22 protein-coding genes are annotated in these 26,503 nt (G+C 29.4%); 9 read left to right on the top strand and 13 right to left on the bottom strand.

Going from position 1 to position 26,503, the window contains the following annotated elements; translation table 11 throughout:
- Nucleotides 1-80 precede the first annotated feature (80 nt).
- A complete protein-coding gene (locus tag Q0K54_RS08785) occupies nucleotides 81-1,412 on the top strand; it encodes a 6-phospho-beta-glucosidase (RefSeq protein WP_294580252.1) in 1,332 nt (443 codons plus the stop codon).
- Nucleotides 1,413-1,425: 13 nt separating this feature from the next.
- Here the strand turns inward: Q0K54_RS08785 and Q0K54_RS08780 are convergent, their stop codons facing one another.
- From Q0K54_RS08780 to Q0K54_RS08760, 5 genes are all read right to left on the bottom strand, one after another.
- The gene (locus tag Q0K54_RS08780) at nucleotides 1,426-1,869 is read right to left on the bottom strand and encodes a metallophosphoesterase family protein (protein WP_294580250.1); all 444 of its coding nucleotides are present in this window, start codon (nucleotides 1,867-1,869) and stop codon (nucleotides 1,426-1,428) included.
- 2 nt (nucleotides 1,870-1,871) lie between these two features.
- The gene (locus tag Q0K54_RS08775; RefSeq protein WP_294580248.1) at nucleotides 1,872-2,144 is read right to left on the bottom strand and encodes an acylphosphatase; all 273 of its coding nucleotides are present in this window, start codon (nucleotides 2,142-2,144) and stop codon (nucleotides 1,872-1,874) included.
- Nucleotides 2,145-2,249: 105 nt separating this feature from the next.
- Entirely contained in the window at nucleotides 2,250-5,684 is a 3,435-nt protein-coding gene (locus Q0K54_RS08770; protein ID WP_294580246.1) for an MBL fold metallo-hydrolase, read from the bottom strand.
- A 173-nt stretch (nucleotides 5,685-5,857) separates the two neighbouring features.
- A complete protein-coding gene (locus Q0K54_RS08765) occupies nucleotides 5,858-6,619 on the bottom strand; it encodes a MurR/RpiR family transcriptional regulator (RefSeq protein ID WP_294580244.1) in 762 nt (253 codons plus the stop codon).
- Complete coding sequence (locus Q0K54_RS08760) at nucleotides 6,619-7,335, bottom strand: MurR/RpiR family transcriptional regulator (protein ID WP_294580242.1); 717 nt, start codon at nucleotides 7,333-7,335, stop codon at nucleotides 6,619-6,621. Before Q0K54_RS08760 ends, Q0K54_RS08765 begins: the two co-directional genes overlap by 1 nt.
- A gap of 708 nt (nucleotides 7,336-8,043) precedes the next feature.
- Between Q0K54_RS08760 and Q0K54_RS08755 the strand changes: the two genes are divergently transcribed.
- The 5 genes from Q0K54_RS08755 to Q0K54_RS08735 all read left to right on the top strand — a co-directional run bounded on the left by Q0K54_RS08755 (nucleotide 8,044) and on the right by Q0K54_RS08735 (nucleotide 14,548).
- Nucleotides 8,044-9,288, top strand: a complete 1,245-nt coding sequence (locus Q0K54_RS08755) for a PTS sugar transporter subunit IIC (protein ID WP_294580240.1) — start codon at nucleotides 8,044-8,046, stop codon at nucleotides 9,286-9,288.
- Between the two features lie 3 nt (nucleotides 9,289-9,291).
- Complete coding sequence (locus Q0K54_RS08750) at nucleotides 9,292-10,569, top strand: 6-phospho-beta-glucosidase (RefSeq protein ID WP_294580238.1); 1,278 nt, start codon at nucleotides 9,292-9,294, stop codon at nucleotides 10,567-10,569.
- 1 nt (nucleotide 10,570) lies between these two features.
- Nucleotides 10,571-11,602 carry an SIS domain-containing protein gene (locus Q0K54_RS08745; RefSeq protein ID WP_294580236.1) on the top strand — a complete coding sequence of 344 codons (1,032 nt, stop codon included), beginning with the start codon at nucleotides 10,571-10,573 and terminating at the stop codon, nucleotides 11,600-11,602.
- A gap of 87 nt (nucleotides 11,603-11,689) precedes the next feature.
- Nucleotides 11,690-13,519 carry a PRD domain-containing protein gene (locus Q0K54_RS08740; RefSeq protein WP_294580235.1) on the top strand — a complete coding sequence of 610 codons (1,830 nt, stop codon included), beginning with the start codon at nucleotides 11,690-11,692 and terminating at the stop codon, nucleotides 13,517-13,519.
- A 60-nt stretch (nucleotides 13,520-13,579) separates the two neighbouring features.
- Nucleotides 13,580-14,548 (top strand): D-2-hydroxyacid dehydrogenase, encoded by a 969-nt coding sequence (locus tag Q0K54_RS08735; RefSeq protein WP_294580234.1) that lies wholly within the window; start codon nucleotides 13,580-13,582, stop codon nucleotides 14,546-14,548.
- Nucleotides 14,549-14,975: 427 nt separating this feature from the next.
- On the opposite strand, the gene Q0K54_RS08730 is transcribed toward Q0K54_RS08735, so the two are convergent.
- The 4 genes from Q0K54_RS08730 to Q0K54_RS08715 all read right to left on the bottom strand — a co-directional run bounded on the left by Q0K54_RS08730 (nucleotide 14,976) and on the right by Q0K54_RS08715 (nucleotide 18,092).
- On the bottom strand, nucleotides 14,976-15,629 hold the full coding sequence (locus tag Q0K54_RS08730) for a hypothetical protein (protein WP_294580233.1): 654 nt from the start codon (nucleotides 15,627-15,629) through the stop codon (nucleotides 14,976-14,978).
- Nucleotides 15,630-16,029: 400 nt separating this feature from the next.
- Nucleotides 16,030-17,382, bottom strand: coding sequence for an MATE family efflux transporter (locus Q0K54_RS08725; RefSeq protein WP_308698945.1), 1,353 nt, complete (start codon nucleotides 17,380-17,382; stop codon nucleotides 16,030-16,032).
- A 190-nt stretch (nucleotides 17,383-17,572) separates the two neighbouring features.
- Entirely contained in the window at nucleotides 17,573-17,983 is a 411-nt protein-coding gene (locus tag Q0K54_RS08720; RefSeq protein WP_294580232.1) for a DUF3793 family protein, read from the bottom strand.
- Nucleotides 17,970-18,092: a hypothetical protein gene (locus Q0K54_RS08715; RefSeq protein WP_294580230.1), complete on the bottom strand. Its 123-nt coding sequence runs from the start codon at nucleotides 18,090-18,092 to the stop codon at nucleotides 17,970-17,972. Before Q0K54_RS08715 ends, Q0K54_RS08720 begins: the two co-directional genes overlap by 14 nt.
- Nucleotides 18,093-18,327: 235 nt before the next feature.
- On the opposite strand from Q0K54_RS08715, the gene Q0K54_RS08710 reads away from it, so the two are divergent.
- Entirely contained in the window at nucleotides 18,328-19,917 is a 1,590-nt protein-coding gene (locus tag Q0K54_RS08710; protein WP_294580228.1) for a viroplasmin family protein, read from the top strand.
- A 450-nt stretch (nucleotides 19,918-20,367) separates the two neighbouring features.
- On the opposite strand, the gene Q0K54_RS08705 is transcribed toward Q0K54_RS08710, so the two are convergent.
- The 3 genes from Q0K54_RS08705 to Q0K54_RS08695 all read right to left on the bottom strand — a co-directional run bounded on the left by Q0K54_RS08705 (nucleotide 20,368) and on the right by Q0K54_RS08695 (nucleotide 23,511).
- Complete coding sequence (locus Q0K54_RS08705; protein ID WP_294580227.1) at nucleotides 20,368-21,138, bottom strand: MurR/RpiR family transcriptional regulator; 771 nt, start codon at nucleotides 21,136-21,138, stop codon at nucleotides 20,368-20,370.
- Nucleotides 21,139-21,142: 4 nt separating this feature from the next.
- Nucleotides 21,143-21,928, bottom strand: a complete 786-nt coding sequence (locus Q0K54_RS08700) for a hypothetical protein (protein WP_294580226.1) — start codon at nucleotides 21,926-21,928, stop codon at nucleotides 21,143-21,145.
- 596 nt (nucleotides 21,929-22,524) lie between these two features.
- The gene (locus Q0K54_RS08695; RefSeq protein WP_294580225.1) at nucleotides 22,525-23,511 is read right to left on the bottom strand and encodes an Ig-like domain-containing protein; all 987 of its coding nucleotides are present in this window, start codon (nucleotides 23,509-23,511) and stop codon (nucleotides 22,525-22,527) included.
- A gap of 336 nt (nucleotides 23,512-23,847) precedes the next feature.
- Between Q0K54_RS08695 and Q0K54_RS08690 the strand changes: the two genes are divergently transcribed.
- Both Q0K54_RS08690 and Q0K54_RS08685 read left to right on the top strand, forming a co-directional pair.
- Entirely contained in the window at nucleotides 23,848-24,774 is a 927-nt protein-coding gene (locus Q0K54_RS08690) for a D-alanyl-D-alanine carboxypeptidase family protein (RefSeq protein WP_294580223.1), read from the top strand.
- Nucleotides 24,771-25,922 carry a CapA family protein gene (locus Q0K54_RS08685; protein WP_294580222.1) on the top strand — a complete coding sequence of 384 codons (1,152 nt, stop codon included), beginning with the start codon at nucleotides 24,771-24,773 and terminating at the stop codon, nucleotides 25,920-25,922. Before Q0K54_RS08690 ends, Q0K54_RS08685 begins: the two co-directional genes overlap by 4 nt.
- A 37-nt stretch (nucleotides 25,923-25,959) precedes the next feature.
- Here the strand turns inward: Q0K54_RS08685 and Q0K54_RS08680 are convergent, their stop codons facing one another.
- Nucleotides 25,960-26,301 (bottom strand): hypothetical protein, encoded by a 342-nt coding sequence (locus Q0K54_RS08680; protein ID WP_294580220.1) that lies wholly within the window; start codon nucleotides 26,299-26,301, stop codon nucleotides 25,960-25,962.
- Nucleotides 26,302-26,503 lie beyond the last annotated feature (202 nt).

Raw genomic sequence — 26,503 nt, 5'->3', positions numbered from 1 at the left:
ATAAGTTGTCACGATTGTTTTTTAATTCTTAGCTTGTATAATCTAGTTGTAAATAAAAAATGATGTAAAGGAGACGCGTTATGAATAAAAAGAAAGCCGTAAAAATCGTTACTATTGGTGGTGGTAGTAGTTATACTCCCGAATTAGTTGAAGGATTTATTAATCGTTATGATACATTACCAATTGAAGAATTATGTTTAGTTGATATTCCTGAAGGGAAAGAAAAATTAGAAACTGTTGGGGCTTTAGCTCAAAGAATGGTTAAAAAAGCCGGATTACCAATGAAAGTTACTCTATCATATGATCGAAAAGAAGCATTAAAAGGAGCTGATTTTGTTACAACTCAAATGCGTATCGGGCGTTTACCAGCGCGTATTTTAGATGAAAGAATTCCTATTTCTCATGGAATGATCGGACAAGAAACTAACGGTGCTGGAGGAATGTTTAAAGCATTTAGAACGATCCCGGTTATCATAGATATCGTTAAAGATATTCAAGAAATTTGTCCTGATGCCTGGTTAATTAACTTTACTAACCCGGCTGGAATGGTAACTGAAGCTATTTATCGTTATACTGATTTTAAGCGAGCAATTGGGCTTTGCAATGTACCAGTAAATATGGTTAGCGGTTTTGCAAAAATGTTACAAGCTGATGAAAAAGACGTTACAATGGAGATTCAAGGAGTTAACCATTTTATCTTTGCCACTGACGTATTTGTTAATGGAGAATCTTGCTTTGAACAATTATTAAATCAATATGCTAATTTAAAAGAAGAAGATACCATTCAAATGAAAAACTTTGTTTCATTACCATATTCACCTTCTTTTATCAAAGGATTAAACGCTATTCCATGTCCATATCATAATTACTACTTCTATACTAAAGAACAGCTAGCAGAAGAACAAGAACAATTTAAAACGGGTACTGTTCGTGGTGAAGTTGTTAGTAAGACTGAAGAAGAATTATTTGAATTATATAGTCACCAGGACCTAGATGTCAAACCAAAACAATTAGAAATGCGCGGTGGAGCCAAATATTCAGATGCTGCCTGCAACTTGATCCAATCTATCTATAATAATACTGGTGATATTCAATATGTTGATGTTAGAAACAATGGTGCTATTGCTGATTTACCATATGACAGTGCTGTTGAAATAGCTTGTCGAATTACTGCTGATGGACCAAAACCAATCGCTACTGGACCATTGAAATTACCAATCAGCGGTTATGTTCACATGATGAAAACTTTTGAACGCTTAGTATGTGAAGCTGCAGTCACTGGTAATCGTGACCTGGCAGTTACCGCTTTAAATATTAATCCATTATGTCCTAGTGATGCTTTAGCAAACATCGTTGTTGATGAACTGATCGAAGCCCATAAAGAATACTTGCCACAATTTACCAATAAATAAAGGTAGTTATTTACTAACTACCTTTATTTGTGGGAATTTTTTTAATTTCAATTCGATAATTATTATCTTGTAAATATAAGACAAGATACGTTAATGGTAAAGAAAAACGACGACGACCACAACCACCCGGATTTAAATACAATGTTTTCCCCTTTTGATAACAAGCCAATTGATGAGAATGTCCATAAATATAGAAATCTACGTTCTTGGCGGTATTCAGTTGATGCACCAGATAAAATTGATAACCCGCAATTTCAAATAATTCTTCTTCCTTTAAATCAAGTTGATCATTATTACCTTTAACTGCAAAAACCGGCGCTATTTCTTTTAGCTGATCAAGTATTTCTTTTTTGACAAAATCTCCGGCATGAATAATATAAGCACACGTTTTTAAATCAGCTATTACTTCCTCTTTTAAGACATTATGAGTATCGGAAATAATCCCTATTTTAATCATTTTTAAAATCCGATATTAAAAGCTTTTTCTGATGGTAATACATCTAAATCTTCGATATCCATCGAATCTATTCTAATATATCTAATCTTGTTTAACTCATCGACTAACTGTTTAATTGTTTCTTCTTCACCCTGAAAACAAGCTTCGACCGTTCCATCATATAAATTACGAACCCAGCCAGTAAGTCCAAGTTGTTGGGCTATTTGATAAGTACTAAAGCGAAAGCCAACGCCCTGAACCCGACCTTTAAATATATAATGTTTTCTTACTTTCATAAAAAAACCTCCTATCTAGTACTTAAATTATACCACATTTTCTTTTACCATTATTCATTTATCAAAATAAAAAGCACTTCCATTTACTAGAAGTGCTTAATACAACTAATTAAATTTACGCATTTTCTTTAATACTGTCAATACTGCTACAGCTCCAGCCAATCCTAATAGGCTTAATTCCATAGTAGTATTATCACCTGTTTTTACTGCCGTATTTTGATTGTTTTGAGGAGTTACAGTACCTGCAGGAGTTTGAGTATTATCATCAGTTGTACCTGGATTTTGATTATCACCGCTTGGTGTTTGACCAGGTGTTTGTCCCGGATCTTCTTGACCAGGTTCATCTTGACCAGGTTCTTCAGTTTGTAGATCATTTCTGAAATTAACTGATGCAACATTCAATTCTTCACGATCTGATAATCCATTACTAAAGATTTCTCCTAAACGATCTTCAGTTACTACTTCTCCATTTTCAACAATTACTAAACCACCAGCCCATGAAGCATCTGCTGCCAACTGATCTTTAGCATATTGCATTGCTGTTTCAATCCATGATGCGAATGCTGGGTTGTTTAAATATCCAGTATGACCACCAATGATGTAATTAATATCGTTATCTTCGATATATTTAACTGTCTTTTGAGCTCCAGCTAACCATCCATCCAATGATGATAAACCAACTGTTGTTCCTCCTAAATGAACCTGAGCTCCTAAAGTATCTCCACTATATAAGATTTTATTAGTTAGATCTGCAACTTGCCCACCACCTGGAGTATGTTCATCAGGAATTTCAACAAATTGGAATTCATGTCCAGCTGCTTCGAATTTTTGTCCGTCAGCGATTTCAACAATTTTATCTTCTCCAAATAAAGTTACTAAATCAACTCCATCTAATTGAGTGTGTGGCTCATTTTCTGGCCAATATACTGTGGCAATATCACTTAAGTATTCATCTTGAGCAATTACAGCTAAGTTATTAACATGGTCACCATGATTATGAGTAAAGAAAATCTTTAAAGACTCACAGTCTGGTCCAATAACATCTTTGATTACTTTATTAAGAACGTTTTCACCATAGAAATCAACATCGATCATAAAGGCTTCCGTTTTATCTTCATTAACATAAATAATAGGATTTTCTAAATCGGTATTTCTTAACATGTATAAACTTCCATTACCAGCAGTAGGAATTTCAATAACAAAGAAGTTTCCATAAGCTCTAGTAATTGGACTTTCATGTTCAGCTCGATCAGCATCAATTTCTTCTTGTGAGAATCCTAATACTAAAGAAGTAATTGAATCATCAGCACCTAAATCATATCCCCACCAACCATGAGAATCGATATGGAATTTAAAAGTTACATTTCCAGCTTCACTAGTAGCAATAACATCAGTTCCACCTACTTCAGGATTTTGAGCAAATGCCTCACTATCATAAACTGAATCCATATCATATTTTAAATCTGTAGATGTATCAAAATTCAAGATTTGATTGATTAATCCTAATAATTCATCAATATAACTGCTATCAACAACATTACCAGCACTATCAACAACACTATATCCTGGATTAGCATCTAACATCTGTTTAATTTGTAAAACATCAGTATAGTAATTTACCATATTATAGAAGCTAATACCTGCTTCTGATACCCCATTTAAGTATTTTGAATTTAAGTAAACATCTTTTAATTGAACATCACTGAATGTCAAAGTTTGATTAGTGCTATTTTTAATACCAGTTAAATTTGTCGTATCTAAGTGTTGTTTCAATAAATCTGAAACATGAACATCTTCTTTAGTTCCATCACTTTCGTATTTAGGGAAAGTTACTTCACTGATTGCTTGTTCATAGTCTCCTTGAACCTGAGAAGTGACATTATTTCTAAAATTAGCTGATGCAACATTTAATTCTTCACGATCTGATAATCCATTACTAAAGATTTCTCCTAAACGGTCTCCAGTTACTACTTCTCCATTTTCGACAATTACTAAACCACCTGTCCATAATGGATCAGCGTTAAATTGATTTTTAGCATATTGCATTGCTGTTTCAACCCATGATGCATAGGCTGGATTATTCAAATATCCAGTATGACCACCAATAATGTAATTAATATCGTTATCTTCAATATATTTAACTGTCTTTTGAGCTCCAGCTAACCAGCCGTCTAATGATGATAAACTTACTGTTGATCCTCCTAAATGAACCTGAGCTCCTAAAGTATCACCACTGTATAAAACATTATTAGTTAAATCAGCTAATTGTCCACCACCTGGTGTATGTTCATCAGGAATTTCAACAAATTGGAATTCATGGTCAGCCACACTGAATTTTTGTCCATCAGCGATGGTCGTTACTTTATCTTCTCCAAATAAAGTTACTAAATCTACTCCATCTAATTGCGTATGTGGTTCATTTTCTGGCCAATAGATTGATGTAATATCTTTTAATCTTTCATCTTGAGCAATGATAGCCAAGTTATTGACATGATCACTATGATTATGAGTTAAGAAAATCTTTAAAGACTCACATTCTGGTCCAATGACATCTTTGATTACTTTATTAATAACATTTTCACCATAGAAGTCAACATCGATCATAAAGGCTTCTTTTCCATCTTCACTGACATAAATTACTGGATTTTCCAAATCCGTATTTCTTAACATATACCAGCTTCCATTACCTTTTGTCTGCATATCAATCGCAAAGAAGTTTGCGTATGCATGAGTTAATGGTCCTTCATGTTCAGCATGATCAGCATCAATTTCCTCTTGTGAAAATCCTAATACTAACCCAGTAATTGAATCATCAGCACCTAAATCATATCCCCACCAACCATGTGAATCGATATGGAATTTAAGGGTTACATTTCCAGCTTCACTAGTAGCAATGACATCTGTTCCACCTACTTCTGGATTTTGGGCAAATACATTACTATCATAAACTGAATCATAATCATATTTTAAGTTTGTTGATGTATCAAAATTCAAGATTTGATTGATTAATCCTAATAATTCGTCGATATAGCTGCTATCAACAACATTACCAGCACTATCAATGACACTATATCCTGGATTAGCATCTAACATCTGTTTTATTTGTTTAACATCAGTAAAATAATTTACCATGTTGTAGAAACTAATACCTGCTTCAGATACCCCATTTAAGTATTCTGAATTTAAGTAAACGTCTTTTAATTGAACATCACTGAATGTCAAAGTTTGATTATTATCATTTTTAACACCAGTTAAATTTGTCGTATCTAAGTGTTGTTTTAATAAATCTGAAACATGAACATCTTCCTTAGTGCCATCACTTTCATATTTAGGGAAAGTTACTTCACTGATTGCCTGTTCATAATTTCCAGTTACCGTTTCTGTAGCGGCATTTTCAGTATTTAATTGATTATTGTCAATGACTGTTCCCACAGTCCCGTCGGTCTCATTTGCATAGACATTAATAAAATTAGTACTTACTTGACTAAACATTAATGTCAAGGCAATTACTGAGGCACATATGTTTTTTCCTTTTTTCATCTATACCTTTCCTCCTTGCCTCTATCATATCACTAATGAAATCGCTTTCTTACTTTTTAAAATCACATTGATTTCTTTTATTGAACCAATTTTTTTATTTTGGAATTTGTCTCAAATTTTGAGACTTAAAAAGCAAAAAAACTAAACCATTATCAGTTTAGTTAGTTTGATACTTATCTCTGGTAAAAGTCTAAATAATATTTATTTTTGATCATATCTAATGTTAGTAGCAAAACTAAATCATCATATTCACTGCTATCAGTTTTCGGTAATGCAAAATTAATTTTTAGATTATTTATATGTTCAATATCTTGAGAAAATAAGATAGTGTTAGGATTAAGTTGACACATTTTTTGGTATTCAGCTTGATGAGTTTCTTGAAAACGACCTGAAATAGAAATGATCATTACAGTATCATTATTATTATTTTCAATTTCTAATGGTGCATAGCTAATATGTTTCATATGGACAGCAACCCCCATCATCAACATATCCTCACAAAATGCCTGAGTCAGCATAACTGGAAAAACCGCTCCATAAATATAAATTGATTTAGTTTGGTTGATAATCTTAGCTGTATTACTGACTTTTTCAAATAGTTCTGTTTGATTAATTGGATCAATACTAAGATTTTGAATTTTTTCAAATAATTTTTCAAAAGATATTTTCTCTTGTTTTTCAAACAATTGCAATTTACGGTTTTGATACGTAGACTGTAACTGCCATTTAAAATCACTATAACTATTAAATCCTAATAAACGACAATATTTTATTACTGATGAAGTTGAAATAAAACAACGTTTAGCTAATTCTTGCATACTCATATTGTTGATTTCAGCTAAATTATCAATAATAAAATTAGAAAGATTATAAGCAATTCCCTTTTCGATATTATTCTGCGATAAAAGAATAATTAATCCTAAAACTGTATTCACTAAAATCCCTTCTTCTTTAATCTTTTAATCATTTCATCAACTAATAGACTAATCTCTATACGATTGTCATTTTTTATCTTAATATTTTTGAATCCAAAATACTGGTCACAATTACTACTGCCTAAATAGAAACAATAAAATTTAGCATTTTTTAATCGTTCAAAATTCAATAAATAACTTCTAGTCATCGTCATTTCAAACATGTTTTGAATTCTTAAAGTACTATCAACAACAATTAAAACATCATTATCATTTAAACGATCAATGCGATTATTAACCATCTCCATATCCCATAAATTTAAGGATAAAACAGTAATTCCAGCTCGCACCAAAAGATATTTTAGATGATTAAAATAATCTATTTCATCTTGTTTACCATAAAACATTACTTGCTTAGCTTTAATTAAACAATTACATAAATATTTTAACTGGTTACTATTAAATTCAATATTACTATCATAATTACTTGAATAACTATAACCATCACTAACTTCTCGAGAAAGTACTGTAAGGAGTGATTTAAAATTATTAAAACCACCATGACTATAAAAACGATGAATAGAAGCTTTAGATACCCCTGTTTCTTGAATACATTTTTTTAATGTTAGATGTGATAAATTATTTAAATTAGCTAAAAAATATTCAGCTAATATCCGATCAACACTATCGATATCTGAATATTCTGTCAAATTTTGTAATCTTTCTATAGTATACATATTCACCACCTAAAACTTTCTAACCATTAATAAATATGATATCGTTTTACAACAATATCATATCAACCTAAGTATGATTTTATTATAACAAATAATTGATATATTTTTTATTAATTTCACAAATTGTTAAAAATATCTAAACCATTTTTATAGCTTAATATTCCTCTAGTTATTATTTTATTTATTCTAGATACAAAAAAAGCAATAGAGTTATTACCCTATTGCTTAAAATTCAATTTAAATTTTCTATTTATTTTCATCTTCTTGCCAATCTAATATCCTTTATTCGATAGTATTACTCTATATTGTTACCAAAAATTTTTATAAATAAAAAGCAATAAAATTCCTATACGCTACTTAAAAAAGTGTGTACAAGAAACCTTATTGCCATTTTAAATCAGTAACACGCCCTAGACGATGATTACTGATTTAAAAATAATTTCATATAGTCTTTAAAGTAGACTATAGTCGAATTATATCAAAAACAGGCTCGTTTTCAATATAATTATATCTAAATCACAAATTAATGAAATAAAAATCATTAATTTAATATTTTTATAACAAATATTTAATATTATTTTTTTAACTAGTGCATTTTTTTCCACAAAGGCAATGGTCATAGTGACAATTCAAAAAAATAAATAATCATTATATGATGAATATGTAAAGATAAGAGCTCTTAAAATAATAGAGAAAGGAAAAATAGTTATGAATACAATACTTAATTTTGTTGAACAAAAGATGGCTCCGCCATTAAATAAACTAGCTACTCAACATCATTTAAATGCCGTTAAAAATGGGATGATGGTCACAGTTCCACTTACTATTATCGGAAGTATCTTTTTACTAATCCCTAATATTCCAATTAGTTTTATTCAATCATTTTTTGAACCATATGCTTCAATGATTACTACTGTCAATAGTATTACTATTGGGATAGTAGGATTAGTCAGTGCTGCCAGCGTTGCTTATTATTTTGCTAAAGGATATACCGATATTAAAATTGATCCTTTAATTACCGCAATTATATCAATCGCTGCCTTTTTATTAATAACATTGAGCGATGATTATACTATTGATACATCAGTATTTGGAACAACAGGATTATTTACGGCTATCATTGTTGCTTTGGTTACTGGAACAATCATGCATTTTTTTCAAAAACGTGATTTAGTCATTCATTTTCCAGATACAGTTCCACCATTAGTATCCAAATCATTTATGTCTCTAGTTCCAGCCTTAGTGATTTTAACATTAGTTTGGATTATTCGTGTAATATTTGGTTTAAACATTAATTCGATTTTAATGGATTGTTTTTCACCATTTGTCTTTGCGTTAAATACATTACCAGGATTTTTAGTCTTTATGTTTATTCGTTCTATGCTTTGGAGCATTGGAATCCACGGTGGTGCGGTTTTAGCTATTGCTGATCCGTTTTTCTTAACGATGTTTGGCGCTAACGCTGCTGCATATGCTGCTGGTACAACACCTCCTTATATTACTGCAAGCGGATTTACGATGTTTGTTTTCTTAGGTGGCGGTGGCGCTACTTTACCATTAGTTTTAATGATGATCCGGTCTAAAGAAAAAGGATTTAGTACTCTAGGCAAATTATGTTTACCAGCTAGTATTTTTGAAATTAACGAACCAGTTGTTTTTGGGGTCCCATTAGTTATGAATCCATATATGATTATTCCTTATACCCTAACAACTTTAACCCTATCAGCTGGAACGTATTTATTAATGTTCTTTAATATCATTGGTCGTCCAGTTGCCAATATTCCATGGACCACACCACCACTATTCTCTCATTATTTAGTGACTGGCGGTAATATTCCAGCAGTTATTTGGGGTGTTGTTTCCCTAGTTATCGCTGGATGTATCTATTATCCATTCTTTAAACCCATGGAAAGACAAAGATTATCAGGAAATGAAAGTAAAAGTGAGGTATAGAAAATGAATAAACAGTTGAAGATAGCAATCGTAGGAGCTGGAAGCTCATATACACCTGAATTAATTGAAGGGTTATCCGACCATCGTGATACCCTTCCAGTAAAAGAAATAGTATTATTAGATATTAACGAAGAAAGATTAAAAATTATGGAAAGCTTTGTTAAAAGATATATCCAGCATTTAGACTATAAAGTTGATGCTTGGTCAACAACTTCTAGAAAAGAAGCTTTTACCGGGGCTGATTTTGTCTCAACGCAAATTCGAGTAGGTGGCAATAAAGCGCGAATTCTTGATGAAAAAATCCCATTAAAATATGGTTTGATTGGTCAAGAAACAACAGGAGCCGGTGGCATGTTCAATGGCTTTCGAGTTATCCCCGTAATGATTGAAATTGCTAAAGATGTCGAAAAATATTGTCCTGATGCCTGGATCATCAACTACTCAAATCCAACCAGATTAGTAACTGAAGCCTTAAATAAAGTTTGCAATGTTAAAGTTGCTGGATTGTGTGCTGGAGGTATGCGTCCGCGCTGGTGGGCAGCGGAAGCCTTGAATGTTCCCGAAGAAAAGATTTATTATGATTATCTAGGTTTAAATCATATGAATTTTTCTTACAATATGACTATTGATGGTCGATCAATTACTGATCAAGAATTCAGCCAAATAATCAAAAAATGTACCACTGTAAAACAAGAATGGATGGAAACGCTCCATTTAATTCCTAGTCAATATACTCAATACTACTTTCACACTAAAGAAAGAGTACAACAGCTAAAAGAACAAGATAAAACTAGAGGTGAAGCTATTTTAGAATTAGAAAAACAAATTTTTAGAGAATATGCCGATACTTCTAATTACCAAAAACCAAAAACTTTAGCTAAACGTGGTGGTGGCGGTTATTCTAAAGTTGCCATTGGCGTTATGGATGCTATTTACAATGATACTGGAAAATGGATGGTTATTAATGTTGCCAACAATGGAACAGTTCGTTTTTTAGATGACGATGCTGTCATCGAAACTGCTTGTTACGTTAGTAAAAACGGGATGCAGCCACTAACTATTCCTCATTATCCTAAAGCTGTAGTTGGATTAATCAGTGCTGTAAAAACTTATGAATCTTTAGCAGTAGAAGCAGCAATTACTGGAGATCGTAAAATTGCTTTGGAGGCCTTAGTTGCACATCCATTAGTTAGAGACTATGATATTGCCAAACCATTATTAGAAGAAATGCTAGAAGCACATAAACAATATTTACCACAATTCTTTAATCATGAACAATAAGATGTGGGATTACATTGATGAACAACCGACGATTATAAATAAGATTATTAAACAGGAAGCAAAGATAACTTCTTTACTTCCTGAATCTTTCATCAATGTATCTAAAATAATTATTACCGCTTCTGGATCTTCTTATAATGCAGCTAAATTAGCCAAAGCTCTAATTGAAAAAAATAGTTCAAAACCAATTATTATTGAAACTCCGTTTCATTTAAGATATTATTCCAACTTATTAAATCATAACGAAAACTATTTACTAATCGTCTTATCACAAACTGGTAAAAGCGTAGGTACTCTAGAATGCTTAAATTTAGCTAAAGCTAATCATATTCCAGTAATTGCCTTGACTAGTGATGATGAAAGTCCTATTGCCAAGCAAGCAAACTATCATCAAAACATCCTTTGTGGCAACGAAAGCGTTGGCCCTAAAACAAAAGGATTTAGCGCTACTGTACTAGTATTACAATTATTATTAATGAAAATTTTAAAACTAGAAAATCAAGATTTTCTAATTGAATATAGAAATAGTATCCAAGATTTACCACAAAATATTCAAGCAATTAAAAATTGGTGCTATCATCATCAAAACTGGTCAAAAGCTAAAACTATGAGTATTACCGGATTTGGAATTAATTATCCAACTAGTCTAGAAGGAAGTTTAAAAATTTTAGAAACCATGCAAATCTCGATCATGAACTATGAGCTTGAAGAATTTATGCATGGACCACATCGAACTATTGTTAATGATTCTTATATTATTTTGATTGATACTCCCGGTCCTGGCAGTGAACTAATGGATAATTTAATTGAGTTTATCAAATCTAAAACTAATAATTATTTAGTTATCTCATCTAGAAAACAGACTAGTAATAATATTATCAATGTTAATGATTATTCATTAACTAGTTCCTGGTTCAACATTTTAGTAATATTTCAAGTTATCTGTACTTATTTACCAGAAATAAACGGTATTAACTCATCCAATCCAATTTATGGTGATTTTGCAACCACTGTTGGTACTCGTATTCCATAAATCAGTTTTTCATAAACTGATTTATTTTGCTTATGTTTAGACATACTTTTTTAAACAAATTATAATATTAACTGGAGGTGAAGGAATATGTCATTACTTACTAAACGGCAACAAAGAATCCTAATGTTTTTCGTTGAATCTTCAGACTTTTTGACTAGTAAAAAACTAGCTCTTCTTTTGAATATTGGATCTAAAACTATTCGAAATGAAATCAAAAATATTAATACTGTTATTTTGGATTTTGCCTGCATCAATCCTGTTTATGGAAAAGGTTATACGATTCAAGTCCTTGATCAACAAAAAATGAATGAGTTTTTAAACCAGTTACACATAGAAGATGCTAATTATATTCCAGCCACTCCATTAGAAAGAGCTTATTATATTCTAGGTTTAATGTTAAAAAGACAAGAATACATTAAAATCGATGATTTATCAGAATTATTATATATTGACCGAACTTCAGTTAGTCGCAGTCTTAAAATCATTCGTGAAATCTTAGAACGTTATAACCTACAGTTAATTCAAAAAGCCAAAAAAGGATTAAAAATCATTGGAGATGAATTTTGCTACCGACAATGCATGGCTGAATATGTATATCATAATTCAGAAATGACTATTCCAAAAATTGCCGGTGATCATGAATTTATTCAAGAACTAAATCAGATTATCTTTAATGATGGTATTACAATGCCCAAAAGAGTCTTTGATAACTTTGTTATTCATATCCAAGTGCAAATTGAACGCTTTGAAGCTGGTTATCAAATAACTTTTAATCGTAACAAACAAATTCAAATTGAAAATGAGTACGAATTTTTAGTAGCCAAAGATATTGCTACTCTAATTCAAAAATATTTTAATATTACCTTAACTGACAGGGAAAAGGATTATTTAACAATTCATATTCTTGGTAAAAAAAGTAATTCAACTAGTGCTATTGAAAGCTGTATTAATGACCAATTAAAACCGGAAATTGATCATATTGTTTTAAAAATGTTACAGCGCATTAATCAAATATTTAAAATTGACTTTAGTCAAGATATGTATTTAAGAAAAGCTATCGGAATGCATATCATTTCCACCCAAAATCGAATCAAATTTAATACTTTTCTTCGTAATCCTTTGATTGATGATATTAAAGAAAAATATCTTTATGGTTATATGATGTCTTTAGAAGCATGGAAAACTCTATCAACTAATCAGCAATTTATCAATGAAGAAGCTGAGATTGGTTATATAGCTGTCCACTTTCAATATGCATTCGAAAGAAGAAAACGAAATATTTCTAAAAAAAGAGTATTATTAGTTAATGACTATAGTATTGCTACTAGCGAACTTATTAGTTTTACTATTTTAAAACACTATCGTGATTCTCTGACAATTGAAAATTCAATTGCTGTTAGTGAACTAAACAACTATGATTTAACCAACTATGATTGTCTTATTTCTACTGTTTTACTACCTGACAATATTAATATTCCAGTTTTACGAATCAATCCAATTATTAATGATCAAGATTTAAAAAAATTACGTTTATTTTTAAAAGAAGATCGACATTTATTAACTGACTATTTGAATAAACAAGATATCCACTTAATAGAAATAACTTCAAAACAACAGTTTTATCAAATTATAAACCAAAATTCTAATCAGGAATTTGAATTAAGTAATCATGTATTAATTAAATATTCATATAAGCCACGATTAGCTAATAAAATTCAAATATATTGTCTAACTAGACCTATTTTATGGAAAAGCAAATATATTAAAACGATTATCTTATTAAACATTTATAATCATCATGAATATATGATTGAAAGTTTACAAAAGTTTTTAGTTAATCCTAAAAATATCGAACAACTAACTCTAGTTAATGATACTAAAAGTCTAAACAAACTATTATCAAAGCTGACTTTTTAAGAACTTGATTTTCAAGTTCTTTTATTTATCTGCTATAATATTATCGAAAGGAAGTTGTATATGAAAATATTAGTTTTAGCTCCATTTACTCAAGAAGAAAAAGAAACATTAATTACTAGATTTCCCCAACATCAATTCAATTTTACTAGAAAAATCACTCAAGAAATGGTTGATGAAACTGAAATGATAATTGGAAATCCATCTAAAAAAATAAATATAAATCGTAGTAATCTAAAAGCTTTGCAATTAGCTAGTGCTGGAAGTGATACGTATGTCAAAGATGGTATCTTACATTCAAATACCAAATTAGCTAATGCCAGTGGTAACTATGGAAAAGCAATTGCCGAACATACAATTGGAATGATTTTAGCTTTAAATAAAAATTTTAAAATTTATTTTAAACATATGCAAGATCATTTATGGCAAGAAGAAACTGGTGGTAAAGAAATCTATCATAGTACTGTTATTATCGTGGGATTAGGTGATTTAGGTTATGAATTAGCTAAAAGATTAAAAGCGTTTAATTGTAAAATTATTGGTTTAAAACGTCATGTTACTAACTCTATTACTGGTGTTGATGAGTTATATTCGATTGATAAACTAGATGAAGTTTTGCCTCGCGGTGATTTTGTCATTCTTTGTTTACCACAATCAAAAGAAACTATCAACATGTTTAATTATCAACGATTAATGCGCTTAAAAAAAGATGCCATGTTAGTCAATGTCGGACGAGGATCAGCAATTAATACAAATGATTTAAAAACGGTTTTAAAGACTGGTCATCTCTATGGTGTCGCTTTAGATGTTATCGACCCAGAACCATATCCTAGTGATGATGAACTATGGGACTATGATAATGTTTTGATTACCCCTCATGTTTCTGGTGGTTTTGAATGGCCTAGTGTTCATGAATTCTTTTTAAATCTAGTAATTAGAAATATTGATCATCTAGATAAAAATGAACCGTTAGAAAATGAAGTCGATTTTAAAACTGGTTACCGTAAAAAAGTAATTTATCACGACCAATGAAAAGTAATCAAAAAACAATGTTATTAAATTATATGATTTATGCCAGGAACTATATTGATATCATATAGTCTTCTGGTTTTTATTTTGATATTCACTTTACAAATTCAGTCTCATTATTTATCTTAAAGTTAATATATTTATAGGCAAAAACCACTGCATTACAAATACCATTATTTAAGAAATAACTTTAACTATATATAGAATATTTATAAATATACAATCCCCTATTTATCTCATTAGCCACTTTTATAACCATATTTTATCTTCACTAATTCCAAACAATTAAAAAGCTCGCAATATCGAGCTTTTTATCTTTCATCAAGGTCATAGTCTAATATCATATTTTTTATAATAAAACATATAATCTCATTATTGTTAATATTTTAATTATTTAACATACTATTTAGTCAAACCATGATATTTAATACTACCCATTTAAATTTTCAGCTATGAGTTCTACAATATGAACAGGTTTACCTCCACCTATTTTAATTCCTCTTTCACAACCATTACAATACACAAGAACTTTATCAGTCTCATACTTCTTACACCAATCTTGCATTTTTTTAATCTGCTCTTCTTCATCCAATAACATAACATAATTATCTTGAATATTTTTAAAAGTTATCGGAGCTGTTTCTAAACAATTTTGAGCCGGATTGTTATATAACCATACACCATCAAACTTTGTCTGGTTATAATTTTCTTCTAATTCAATAATTTCAAAATTCATTTTAATAAGACACTCTCTAATTGCGTTTTGTAACTTTAAATTATCTCTAGTTCGCCAACAATCCTGTATTGTTATTTTATCACGATGATGATCTGACCAAGGAAAACTCTCATCTTGTAATACAAATTCGTATAAACTTTTACATTCATTCTCTTGATGTGTTTCACTCAAAACTAATTCACATAAAGTACAGTTATTAATCATAATGTCATTTTCATTTAATAACTTTTTTTTAACACGGCAACACTGGTCAATAATAGCTCCTTTACTTTCCATGTACCTTATTATTTTATTAATTGCGTCATTATGATTTTTCTTGACATCGCACCCTGGTAAATAATGTAACATCTATTTCACACTCTTTTCTTATTTATTTTTTCTTTATAAAATAATCACCATAATAAAATTTGGTTATCCAAACTATAAATTATTCTAGTTGCTAATATTGACCCATCTTTTTCAACTATTCTTTTTACCAGTACTCATACTGACATAGCGGAATCAATTTTGATTATCATTTTTCTTGCTTTGTTATACTTAAATGAGTTTTTCACTATTTAAATCTTCTAATGGTATAATTTTATGATATAATTCTTAACCATCTACAATTCAATAAACTAAATTTCCTCATCAGCAAACTACCAAGGTCTTAGACAATCTATAACTTTGCTGAAACATTTATTATCAAATATTACAACAATTATATTTTACATATTTCCATTCAATAAATGTAATTTTTAATACTTACCTAACTTAACGTACTAAGATTAAAAGCTTTTTTTCTGACTTTAAAATAACAGATTAAATGAACTCCAAAAGTTAAAATCCAAGAAATTGGATAAGATATATATAAGACAAATAATGAACGATCGATTGCAAAAATCGTAAAAATCCAAACGACCCTAAATAAACAAGCACCGGTTAGTGAAACGATCATTGGCATAATTGAATATCCCATTCCTCTAAGACTACCAACAATTACATCCATCATGCCACATGTAAAATAAGTTGAACAAATAATACTCATTCGTAAAACTCCCGCTTTAATAACTTCAGTTTCATTTGAATATATATGTAACAAAGCATCAGAACCTAAATATGCTCCAATACCAAGTATTAATCCAACAACACTGACAAAGCCTAAACAATTAATTAATATTTTATCAACACGTTTATAATTTCTAGCTCCCATATTTTGACTGGTAAAACTTAAAGCAGTTTGATAAACGGCATTCATCGCCGTATAAACAAAACCTTCTATGTTATTGGCGGCAGTATTTCCAGCAACAACCACCGAACCAAAAGAATTAACAGATGATTGGATTAAAACATTGGAAATGTTAAAAAGCATTCCCTGTAATCCAGCTGGTAAACCAATTTTTAACATAGCAATTAATTTATCTCGATGAAAATGTAATAATTCTTTATGAATCTTTAAAATTCCATCATCTTTATACATACATCTTAAAACTAAAATAGCTGACATATATTGTGATAAAGTTGTTGAAATAGCTACACCGGCTACTCCTAAATTAAGAATTAAAACAAAAAATAAATTTCCAAATACATTAACAATTCCAGCTATTGTTAAAAAGTAAAGCGGTCTTTTGGTATCCCCAATCGCTCTAAGTAACGCTGCCCCAAAGTTATAAATCATAAATCCAGGCATTCCCACAAAATAGATCCGCATATATACCGTCGATAAATCAATAACATTACTAGGGGTTCCCATCAACTCTAATAGTGGTCTAGCTAAAATAATTCCCACAAAAATCATAATAATTCCACCATAAAGTGCTGTACAAATAGCAGTGTGTACCGTTTGTGAAGCATTTTTTTCATCATTAGCTCCACAATAACGCCCTAATAATACATTGGCCCCAACAGATATCCCAATAAACAAATTAACTAATAGATTGATCAATGATGTGGTTGAACCAACAGCCGCCATCGAATCACTACCAGAAAATCGCCCCAAAACAATAATATCAGCTGCATTAAATAACAACTGTAAAATACCTGATAACATCAATGGAACCGCAAAAACGATCAACGATTTAAGTAATGGTCCATTGCACATATCTATTTCATATTTTTTCACTACGTCCCCCTTCTTTCTAAATAGATATTATAACAAGACCACTAACAATATAAAACATTTTTTTCAATTTTGAAAACAAATTTATTAATCATCAAAAAAAGTTAAGAATAATAATCATATGACGAATTAGATCTAAATAACATTTCGAAATATACTAATTACATTAAATTAATAACCGACTTTCCCTAATTTACTGTTTTAATAAATCCTTCGTTTCCTGAAACTGTTTAAATCTCTTCTTTGATTCATTTACATTACTATAAACTTTCCAATTAGCTACATATAAACATGGAATATTTTGTAAAAAACCAATCACATCACTTAAAGGATAACCTAAAAATATTCCTATTTCATGAGGAAAAGTCTTACATGTATTTAAGCGATACTCTAAATACTGAAAAACTTTTTGCATATCATCTTCTGGATAATTAAACTTTGATAATAACTTTACTACTGAATCATCGTGAAGCAACTGCTCTACTAATTTAGGACAATAAACATAAATCATCACACGCTGTTGCTTTGATTGAAAAATTCTTATTTTAATTCCTTTAGCAGCAAATAACCGATTATACCAATTAACCATTTCATTCAAGATCATTAATACAGTTTCGATTAATATGAAACATATTTGCGGTCTTTTGTTTACATAATGCCAGAACACAGTGACGTGCTAATAACTGTTCAAACTTTAATTGTTCATTGCTCATGATTATTTCCTACCTGTTTATTTATTAGTTAGCTATTGATAACTAATATTAGTATACTAATGAATTTCATTTTTTCAATTTATTAACTTAGTCTTCTATAACAACTAGGTTTATGAGATTAAAAACTGATAATGTTTTGGCAAAATAAGACGATTACGTTATACTTGTATTAAGAAACTAGTGTAAAACTATGATAATTTAATCTTGGGACTAAATCATATAAGGAAGTGAATTCATGAGTAAATATTATGCTGTAAAAAAAGGGCGAGTTCCTGGTGTTTATCAAACGTGGGAAGAATGTCAAAAACAAATCATCGGTTATTCTGGTTCAATTTTTAAAAGTTTTAAAAATAAAGAAGATGCTGACAAATTTATCCAAGATTCCCCTAATCCTAATCATAAAAATTCTCCTGCTCAAAATAATCGTAATTCACATTTAACCAGGCAGCAGCAAGAAGCTTTAGATATAATGTTATCTGGTAAAAATGTTTTTATTACTGGTAAAGCCGGAACCGGTAAATCCTATCTGGTTAATACTTTTATTAACGAAATAAATAAACAAAAGAAAAATATTCTAGTTTGTGCCCCAACCGGTATTGCCGCAATCAATATTGGTGGTGTAACGATTCATCGCTGTTTTCAAATAAGCCTGGAACCTCAGATTAATCCTAAAATCACCTCAGTTCCACGTCAAATTCAACAGGCAGATATAATTGTCGTAGATGAAATTAGTATGTGTCGTATTGATCTTTTTGAATATATGATCAAAGTAATTGAAAAAATCCACAAAAAGATTCAATTAATTGTTGTTGGTGACTTTTTTCAATTACCACCAGTGACAACAAGCAATGACCGTAAAGTACTAAAAAAAGTTTATCCAAATTACGATAAAGGCTTTGCCTTTGAATCGGAAAAATGGTTAGATTGTCACTTTACAACCATTAATCTAACTAATGTCATCAGACAAAATGATCATAATTTTATTAATCATTTAAACATGATTCGAATTGGTGACAGTCATGGAATAGCTTATTTTAATCAACGCACCAAAGGAAAGAAGTTTACTAATGGAATTACTTTATCAGCTATTAATCGAGTCGTAGATGAAATTAATCAAACTGAACTAGATAAACTAACTACCCCATTAGTTACTTATGAAGCAATTGTAGAAGGCGAGGTCAAACCATCTGACAAACCAACTAGTGATATTTTAAAACTTAAAGTTGGAGCACGGGTAATGGTCTTGATCAATGATACTGACTTAGTTCATTTTCAAAACGGATCACTAGGAACTGTCTTTTCGCTAAAAGAAAATGCTGTCGTTGTTAAACTCGATAAAACTAAGCAAAATATTACTTTTTCATATCATGAATGGAAAATTGAAAATTATGTAGTAGAAACCAAAGAAATCGATGGTGTTAAACAACATCTGGTAAGGAAAAATAAAATTGGTTCTTTCACTCAAATACCTTTGAAACTAGCATATGCCATCACAATTCATAAAAGTCAGGGACAAACATATGACCAAATAAATTTAATCCCTTACTCATTTGACTGTGGTCAGTTATATGTTGCTTTAAGTCGCATTAAATCAATTGAAGGTTTACATTTAATCAATGCCATGAAACCAGCTGATTTAATTTGTGATAATCTAGTCAAAAAATTTTACCAGATAAAAACAGAAAATATTGATGAAAGCCAATTATTCGAAGAATTAGGACGCAGTTTATATAATCTTGATGATAATATTAAAGCTAAATTACCAGTAGAAGTTAAAAAGTTAATTGAAACTACTGAATTAAAGTTAACTAAAAAAACGAGCTAGAACTCGTTTTTTTGCTGAAACCAGGAGGAGTTTACCTAATTATTAGTAATTTTAAATTATAAAACCCCCGCTATAATCACCAATAATTATTAATTCAAATTTAAAGTGAATAGATATGTTGTATCAGATAATAGATTGTTTAAATGTTATTATTATATTTAGGGCACACTAATATTCTTTATTGTTTGAAGTTTAAATTTACGCTTAATTATTATTAAACAAACTTTTTATTAATTTGAGATATATATAAGCAGAAAAGATACAGGTATGACATATCTATTCACTATCAAGTATCTTACCTCATCGAACACTCCCTTCTTTTAAAAATTTTTCTAACTCTATTTTAACACCATCTTTATTTTTAAACAGTTTTTTATTACATAAAATGATTTTAGTTTTAAAACAAATAATCGATAGTTGATTTTGTTTCAATTTTTAAAACAAAAAGAATCATAATTTAGAAATAAGATAATCAATTAATAAAATCATGATTATTTTATACATCGATTTATCTTTTAAATACGGTAAAACCAGATTATCATCAAAGCCATAAAAAGAACGGGCATCTTGCCCAATAAAAAACTTCGGAATATCATTATGCTCTAATTCATAAATAAACTTAGAATACATTTGAACATGCCGCATATAAACAATACTATAATCATCACTAGGAAAAAACATAATAATTACACTATTATTTTCCCGTTCTTTAATAATATCGATTTTATTAACCTCACTTTTATAAGTTATATCTTTTACTTCTTTACCCAATTTTCTTAAACGATTCATTAGTGGCAAAAAAATATCATGATAACCAGGTTCTAAATAAAAAATAATTTCATCATTATTCTTCAATAATAAAATCAATTTATCCAAATCTGATAAAGAGTTTTGATAGACCTGATTAAAACTAGCTTCCAGCTTACTAAAATATTGTTTATAAGTTAACTGCTTTATATCTTTTGCTTCCTCACTTTTAGCTTTTTCATTTTCAATTTCATAAGCTAAAGCTTCTTTAAAATGATTATAATCACGATAACCCATCTTATTGACAAAGCGGATAATTGCCGAAGGCGATACATAAGTTTTTTTAGCTAACTGGCGTACTGTATCTTTTAAAACTTCATCTTGATGATATAAAATATATTTGGCAATTTTATAATCAATCTTTTCTAACTCCAGATTATCAACTAATAGTTCCAGTTTTTCCAACAAATACATCTCATCACTTCTCCATAATTACATAACGTTTAATATAAAAATATCTAACTAAATCAAATAAAAGTAAAATAATATAATTTGATTCAACTTTTTCACAATGATTAGGTAAACAAAAATACTCATCAAAATTATTTATATATTCCAAAACCACATCACTTTTTTGAGAAACAAAAACTTTCTTTGTCCCACTATGATATATATCCATAAACTCTCTTTTAGCTAAAGTAATATAAGAACCAGTAATACTTAAAATAATACTTAAATCATCATCATTTAATAAGTAACCCTGATAATCATCTTTAGGTGTATAAATAAAAACAGGCTTTCCAATTGTAATAAAATCAACCTGAAAGTTGAAAATCAATGATAATGGAAAAATAGCCCCATAAAAATTAACCCGATTAGTTTCGTGAATTAATTCAGCTATTTTATTAGCTAAAGAAAACAAATAATCTTGATCATAGACATCTTGTCCATGACATGAACTAACATAAACATCATATAACTGATTAAAATTCGTATTTTCATAGCGATTAAAAACCTGTTTCATTTTGATAACACGATGGGCAATCAACAGATTTTTAAACATATTAAAATTACCAGTTCCAAACAAACGACTAAATTTATTAACTGTTGTAAGTGAAGTATAACAATCATGAACAATCTTCTTAGCCGTAATTGATTCAATATCATTTATATGATCAATGATATAACAAGCAATATTATGCATTATATCATCTTGCAATCTAGAATTATAATAATATACTAACTGATCAATTAATGAATTCATCATATTCCTTCTTTCTAATACAAATTAACAACAAATATTTTATATTATTCTATCATATTAGCATTAAATTTGCCGATTAATTTTAATAATAGAAAATAGAAATATTAATTTTACTCATGACAGACAATTAAGTATTTCTCTGATATAATTGATAAAAATATCATTAACTTTATTAACATTTTAAAGCGATTATTTTACTTTTTGGATGCATTTCTTAAATTATTGTCAAATACATCTATAAAGCTGAATATAATTTCTTAATTCATCAATAACTATATATCCTTACTTTGTTAATTATTTTTTAACTAATTCATATGCTTCTTTATGTATATATCCGGTAATATAATCGGTACATATTTCAAAAAAAAGAACTGCATTCTTTTGATACCAAGAATTTTTATTATTTCCTTATCGGTATAATAAAACAATTTCTCAATTTCCTACTTAATATACATAAGTTTACTATATAAAATAGCTCTATTATTTACAATTATGATAATTTTCAAAATAAAACTAGTTGTATTTACATATTTATCTATATATACAAAATGTCAGTGATTAATCACTGACATATGATATGTTTATTTTTTTATATTTTATGGATTACAAACACTACAAGCTCTTAGTCCTTGAGAAATAGCAGAACTTTTAGAAATCGCAATTTTACTTCTTGATAAATAACGACATCCATCACGATGATAACAATCACCCGTTTTAGTTCGATAAACTGTATAAGATATATTATCATTACTACTGCTACTACTAGAAGCTTGGCTGCTGGTTGTTTTACTTTGATTTACTACAGGTTTAGGATTTGTTACTACAACATTAGTAGAGATATTTTTTCCTTTAACTGTGGCAGTAATTGTTGCACTACCAGCATTTTTAGCTGTTAGATTACCAGCACTATCAACACTGACAACATTTTCATCACTAGAAGTATAAGTTATAGCATCATTACAATTAGTAGAAACTTCGAATTTAGAAGTTCCACTAGGATTTAATGAAATACTTGCTGGTGAAGAAGTTTGTAATAATAATTCATTTACTGTTACTGGTATATCAATTGAAGCAACATTTCCATATTTATCTTTTACATTATATGTGGCAACGTAATTACCTGGTGTATTATAGTTAACTTGTGAATCATCATATGAAGTATCGTATGATGATAACTCTTTAACTGTTATTAAATCATCGTAGTTGATACTATCATTTTCAAAAATACTTGGCTCATTTTTTAATGTTATTTCTGGTGCTGTAGTATCTTGAATTGTCAGTGCAACCGTTTTTTCATTGCTTTTTAATTTATATGTAATAGTATATTTACCAACATCTAAATCATCTACATCATCAGCTTGATCACAACTGTATTCGATATCATCAATAATATCCTGATCATCATAAGCAGAAGCTTTTATATTGTCTTTTAGACAACTGCTGATATCTTGCCCATATTCAATCGTTAGTGTTTCACTTTTTAATTCAACTTCTGGAGTACTGCTACATCCCATCATCCCAGCCAAAAATATAAATAAGACTAGTACTACTCCAATAACTTTACCCTTTTTAGTTATTTTCATCTTTTCTTCCCTCTCTTTTTAAATTATCAATCTTAAAAACATGAATAATAATTCACGATTATGACATATTATACCAAATTTATCAATAATGTAAAACAAACATTTATTTCAATATTCTTATTTAATCAATAAAATTCTTCCTAAAATTACCATTGTATGTGTAATAATCCAAAATTCATAAAAAATATTGATTTTTTGGCTAAAATACGATAACTTTAAACTGAAAATTATATTTTAAAATGAAATTTTTTGATATTAAAGATAATATTTATTTTAGTTGACTTAATTATGATTAAAAATGAAAATAGTTAACAAGTATAAAGGTGATGAAATGTTATGAAAAAAACATCTAATAAAACCAAATTAATTTTGGGAGTAGTGTTATTACTTACCGGTTGCCATTCTAATAAGACTACAGCCTCTCAAACACCACCCCAACAAACTAAATCTTTTACTTTAAATAGTGATAGAATTCAAGTAAATCAATATGAAACTATTAATTATTTAGATTATATTAGTGGTGATAAAGAAGATGTTCAGTATACTCCGATCGATACAACAAATTTAGGAACATATGAAGTTGAATATACATTACCATCAGAAGATGAAAATACCGAAGATCAAGATGCTAAAACATTAATTGTTGATGTTGTTAGAACCTATGATAATGAAATCTTTAATCCAACTGATGTGATTCCAGAAACTATAAGTAACCCTGAATCTATCACTGCTCTAGTTAATAAAACCCATAAAATTCCTGAAGGTTGGGTACCTGATGATTTAGTCGAAGTAGCTGGCAGCCACCAACAATTAAGACAAGAAGCTGCTCAGGCTTTTCAAGAATTTTATGATGCTGCTCAAAGTCAAGGAATTACCTGCTATATTATCTCTGGATATCGTTCAAATGAAACTCAAGCATTATATTGGCAAAGACAAGTAGAAATTTATGGTGAAGAATATGCTTCTCAATATAGTGCTTATCCCGGAAGAAGTGAACATCAGCTAGGACTAGCAATCGATATTTCTAATCAAATAAGCGGTGATCGTTTAACTGAACAAGTTGCTGATAGTGATATTGGAAAATTTATTATTAGTGATGGTTATAAATATGGATTTATTTTAAGATATCCTCAAGATAAAGTTAGTATTACTAATTATGGTTATGAACCATGGCATATGCGCTATGTTGGTAAAGAAGCAGCTCAAGAAATTCATCAAAGAGGTATAACATTTGAAGAATACATCGAGGAAAGTCAATCATGAAAATACTAAAATTATTAGTTATAATTCTTTTTTTAGTTGGGTGTCAAACTTCTGATAACGGAATTTCGGGTACTTATAATTTAACTAAGGGTTTTGATGATTCTAAAACTTGTGTCACTTTCACTGCTGTTGGTGATAATATAATGCATGATCCTTTAATTCAAAATGCTAAACGTGATAATGGTTATGATTTTTCTGATTATTATCAAAATATCCGTGAATACATAGAAACACCTGATATTGCTTTTATCAATCAAGAAACAATACTAGGTGGCGCTCAATATGGTTATAAGGGCTATCCTGTATTTAATACCCCTGATGAAATGGCCAATACTTTAAACGAACTTGGCTTTGATGTAGTGAACGGTTCTACCAATCATGCCTTTGATGTCGGTGAAAGTGCTGTTGATCACTCAATCCAGGTATTTAAACAGTTTTCTAATATCAAATATATCGGTCTATATCAAAACGAAACTGAAAAAAGTGAAATTCCAGTAATTGAAAAAAATGGAGTTAAAATTGCTTTTCTATCATATAATCAATATATTAATTATGATTATGTGCCTGTTGCCTTTCGCTATAATTCCTTTGATAAGGAAAGCATGAAAAATGATGTTAAAAAAGCCAAAGCAATTAGTGATGCTATTGTTGTTTCCTGTCATTGGGGACAAGAGTATAGTGATGAACCTAGTGATTTTCAACGAGAATATGCTCAATATTTAGCGGATTTAGGAGTTGATGTTATTATTGGAACACACACGCATACGCTTCAAAATATTGAATGGCTCACTAATAGTAACAATCATCGAACATTAGTTGCCTATAGTTTAGGTAATTTTATTAGTGGCATGTTAGAGGAAAATACCCAAATAGGCGGGATGTTAAATTTTGATATTGTTAAACAAGGAAGCTCTGTTTCGATTGAAAATGTAGTATTAACACCTGTTATGAATCACTATTATTGTGATAACAAACAAAATATCATGGATAATCGTTATGGTTTTACTGTTTATCGATTAAAGGATTATACTCAAGATTTAGCTAATCAACATGGATTGAACGGTTATAATAATATCACTATTTCTGTAGATACTTTAAAACAATCAATTACAAATAAAATTAATCCTGATATTCAAATTGATATGTAACCAAAAGAAACTTACTTTTTTGTAAGTTTCTTTTCACTCAATTATTTTTCCTCATTCTAGCCCGATCAATTACTTCTTTAATCTCATCAAAAGATAATCCCTCTAAAAACAATCCATATACCAGCATCCCCTGATTTCCTGATAGTTTATCAATATATTCTAAATCACGATCAAATAACCACTCTTTTAATATTGCTACAACACCCTCTGTCAATTTTATATCACCCAAAAATTCATTATATGATTCAATATAAAACATTTGATAACTATCACGGTATTCTTTCAAAAAAGCATTACAATAATTTAAATCATCAATAGCTTTACTATTTCTAAGTTGATAATACTTTTCTAATTTAATCTTATCATCAATTTCACTCATATTAATTCCTTCTTTCATAACCCAATTATACCATTACAACCATCTACTAGTCATTGAACTAAAAGTCCAATGTTTGATAGAAACATGAGATAAATTTGAGATAAATTATATCAATATTTATGCAATAATTAGTTTGTCAATAAACAATATCCCTTTATCTTTCCAAGATAAATATCTTTAATATTTACTGATTAATTTTCTA

The organism is uncultured Thomasclavelia sp., from assembly GCF_944324745.1.
Lineage (GTDB): Bacteria > Bacillota_I > Bacilli_A > Erysipelotrichales > Coprobacillaceae > Thomasclavelia.
The sequence above is the reverse complement of the archived record's forward strand: the minus strand, read 5'-3'. Positions and strand labels throughout refer to the sequence as shown.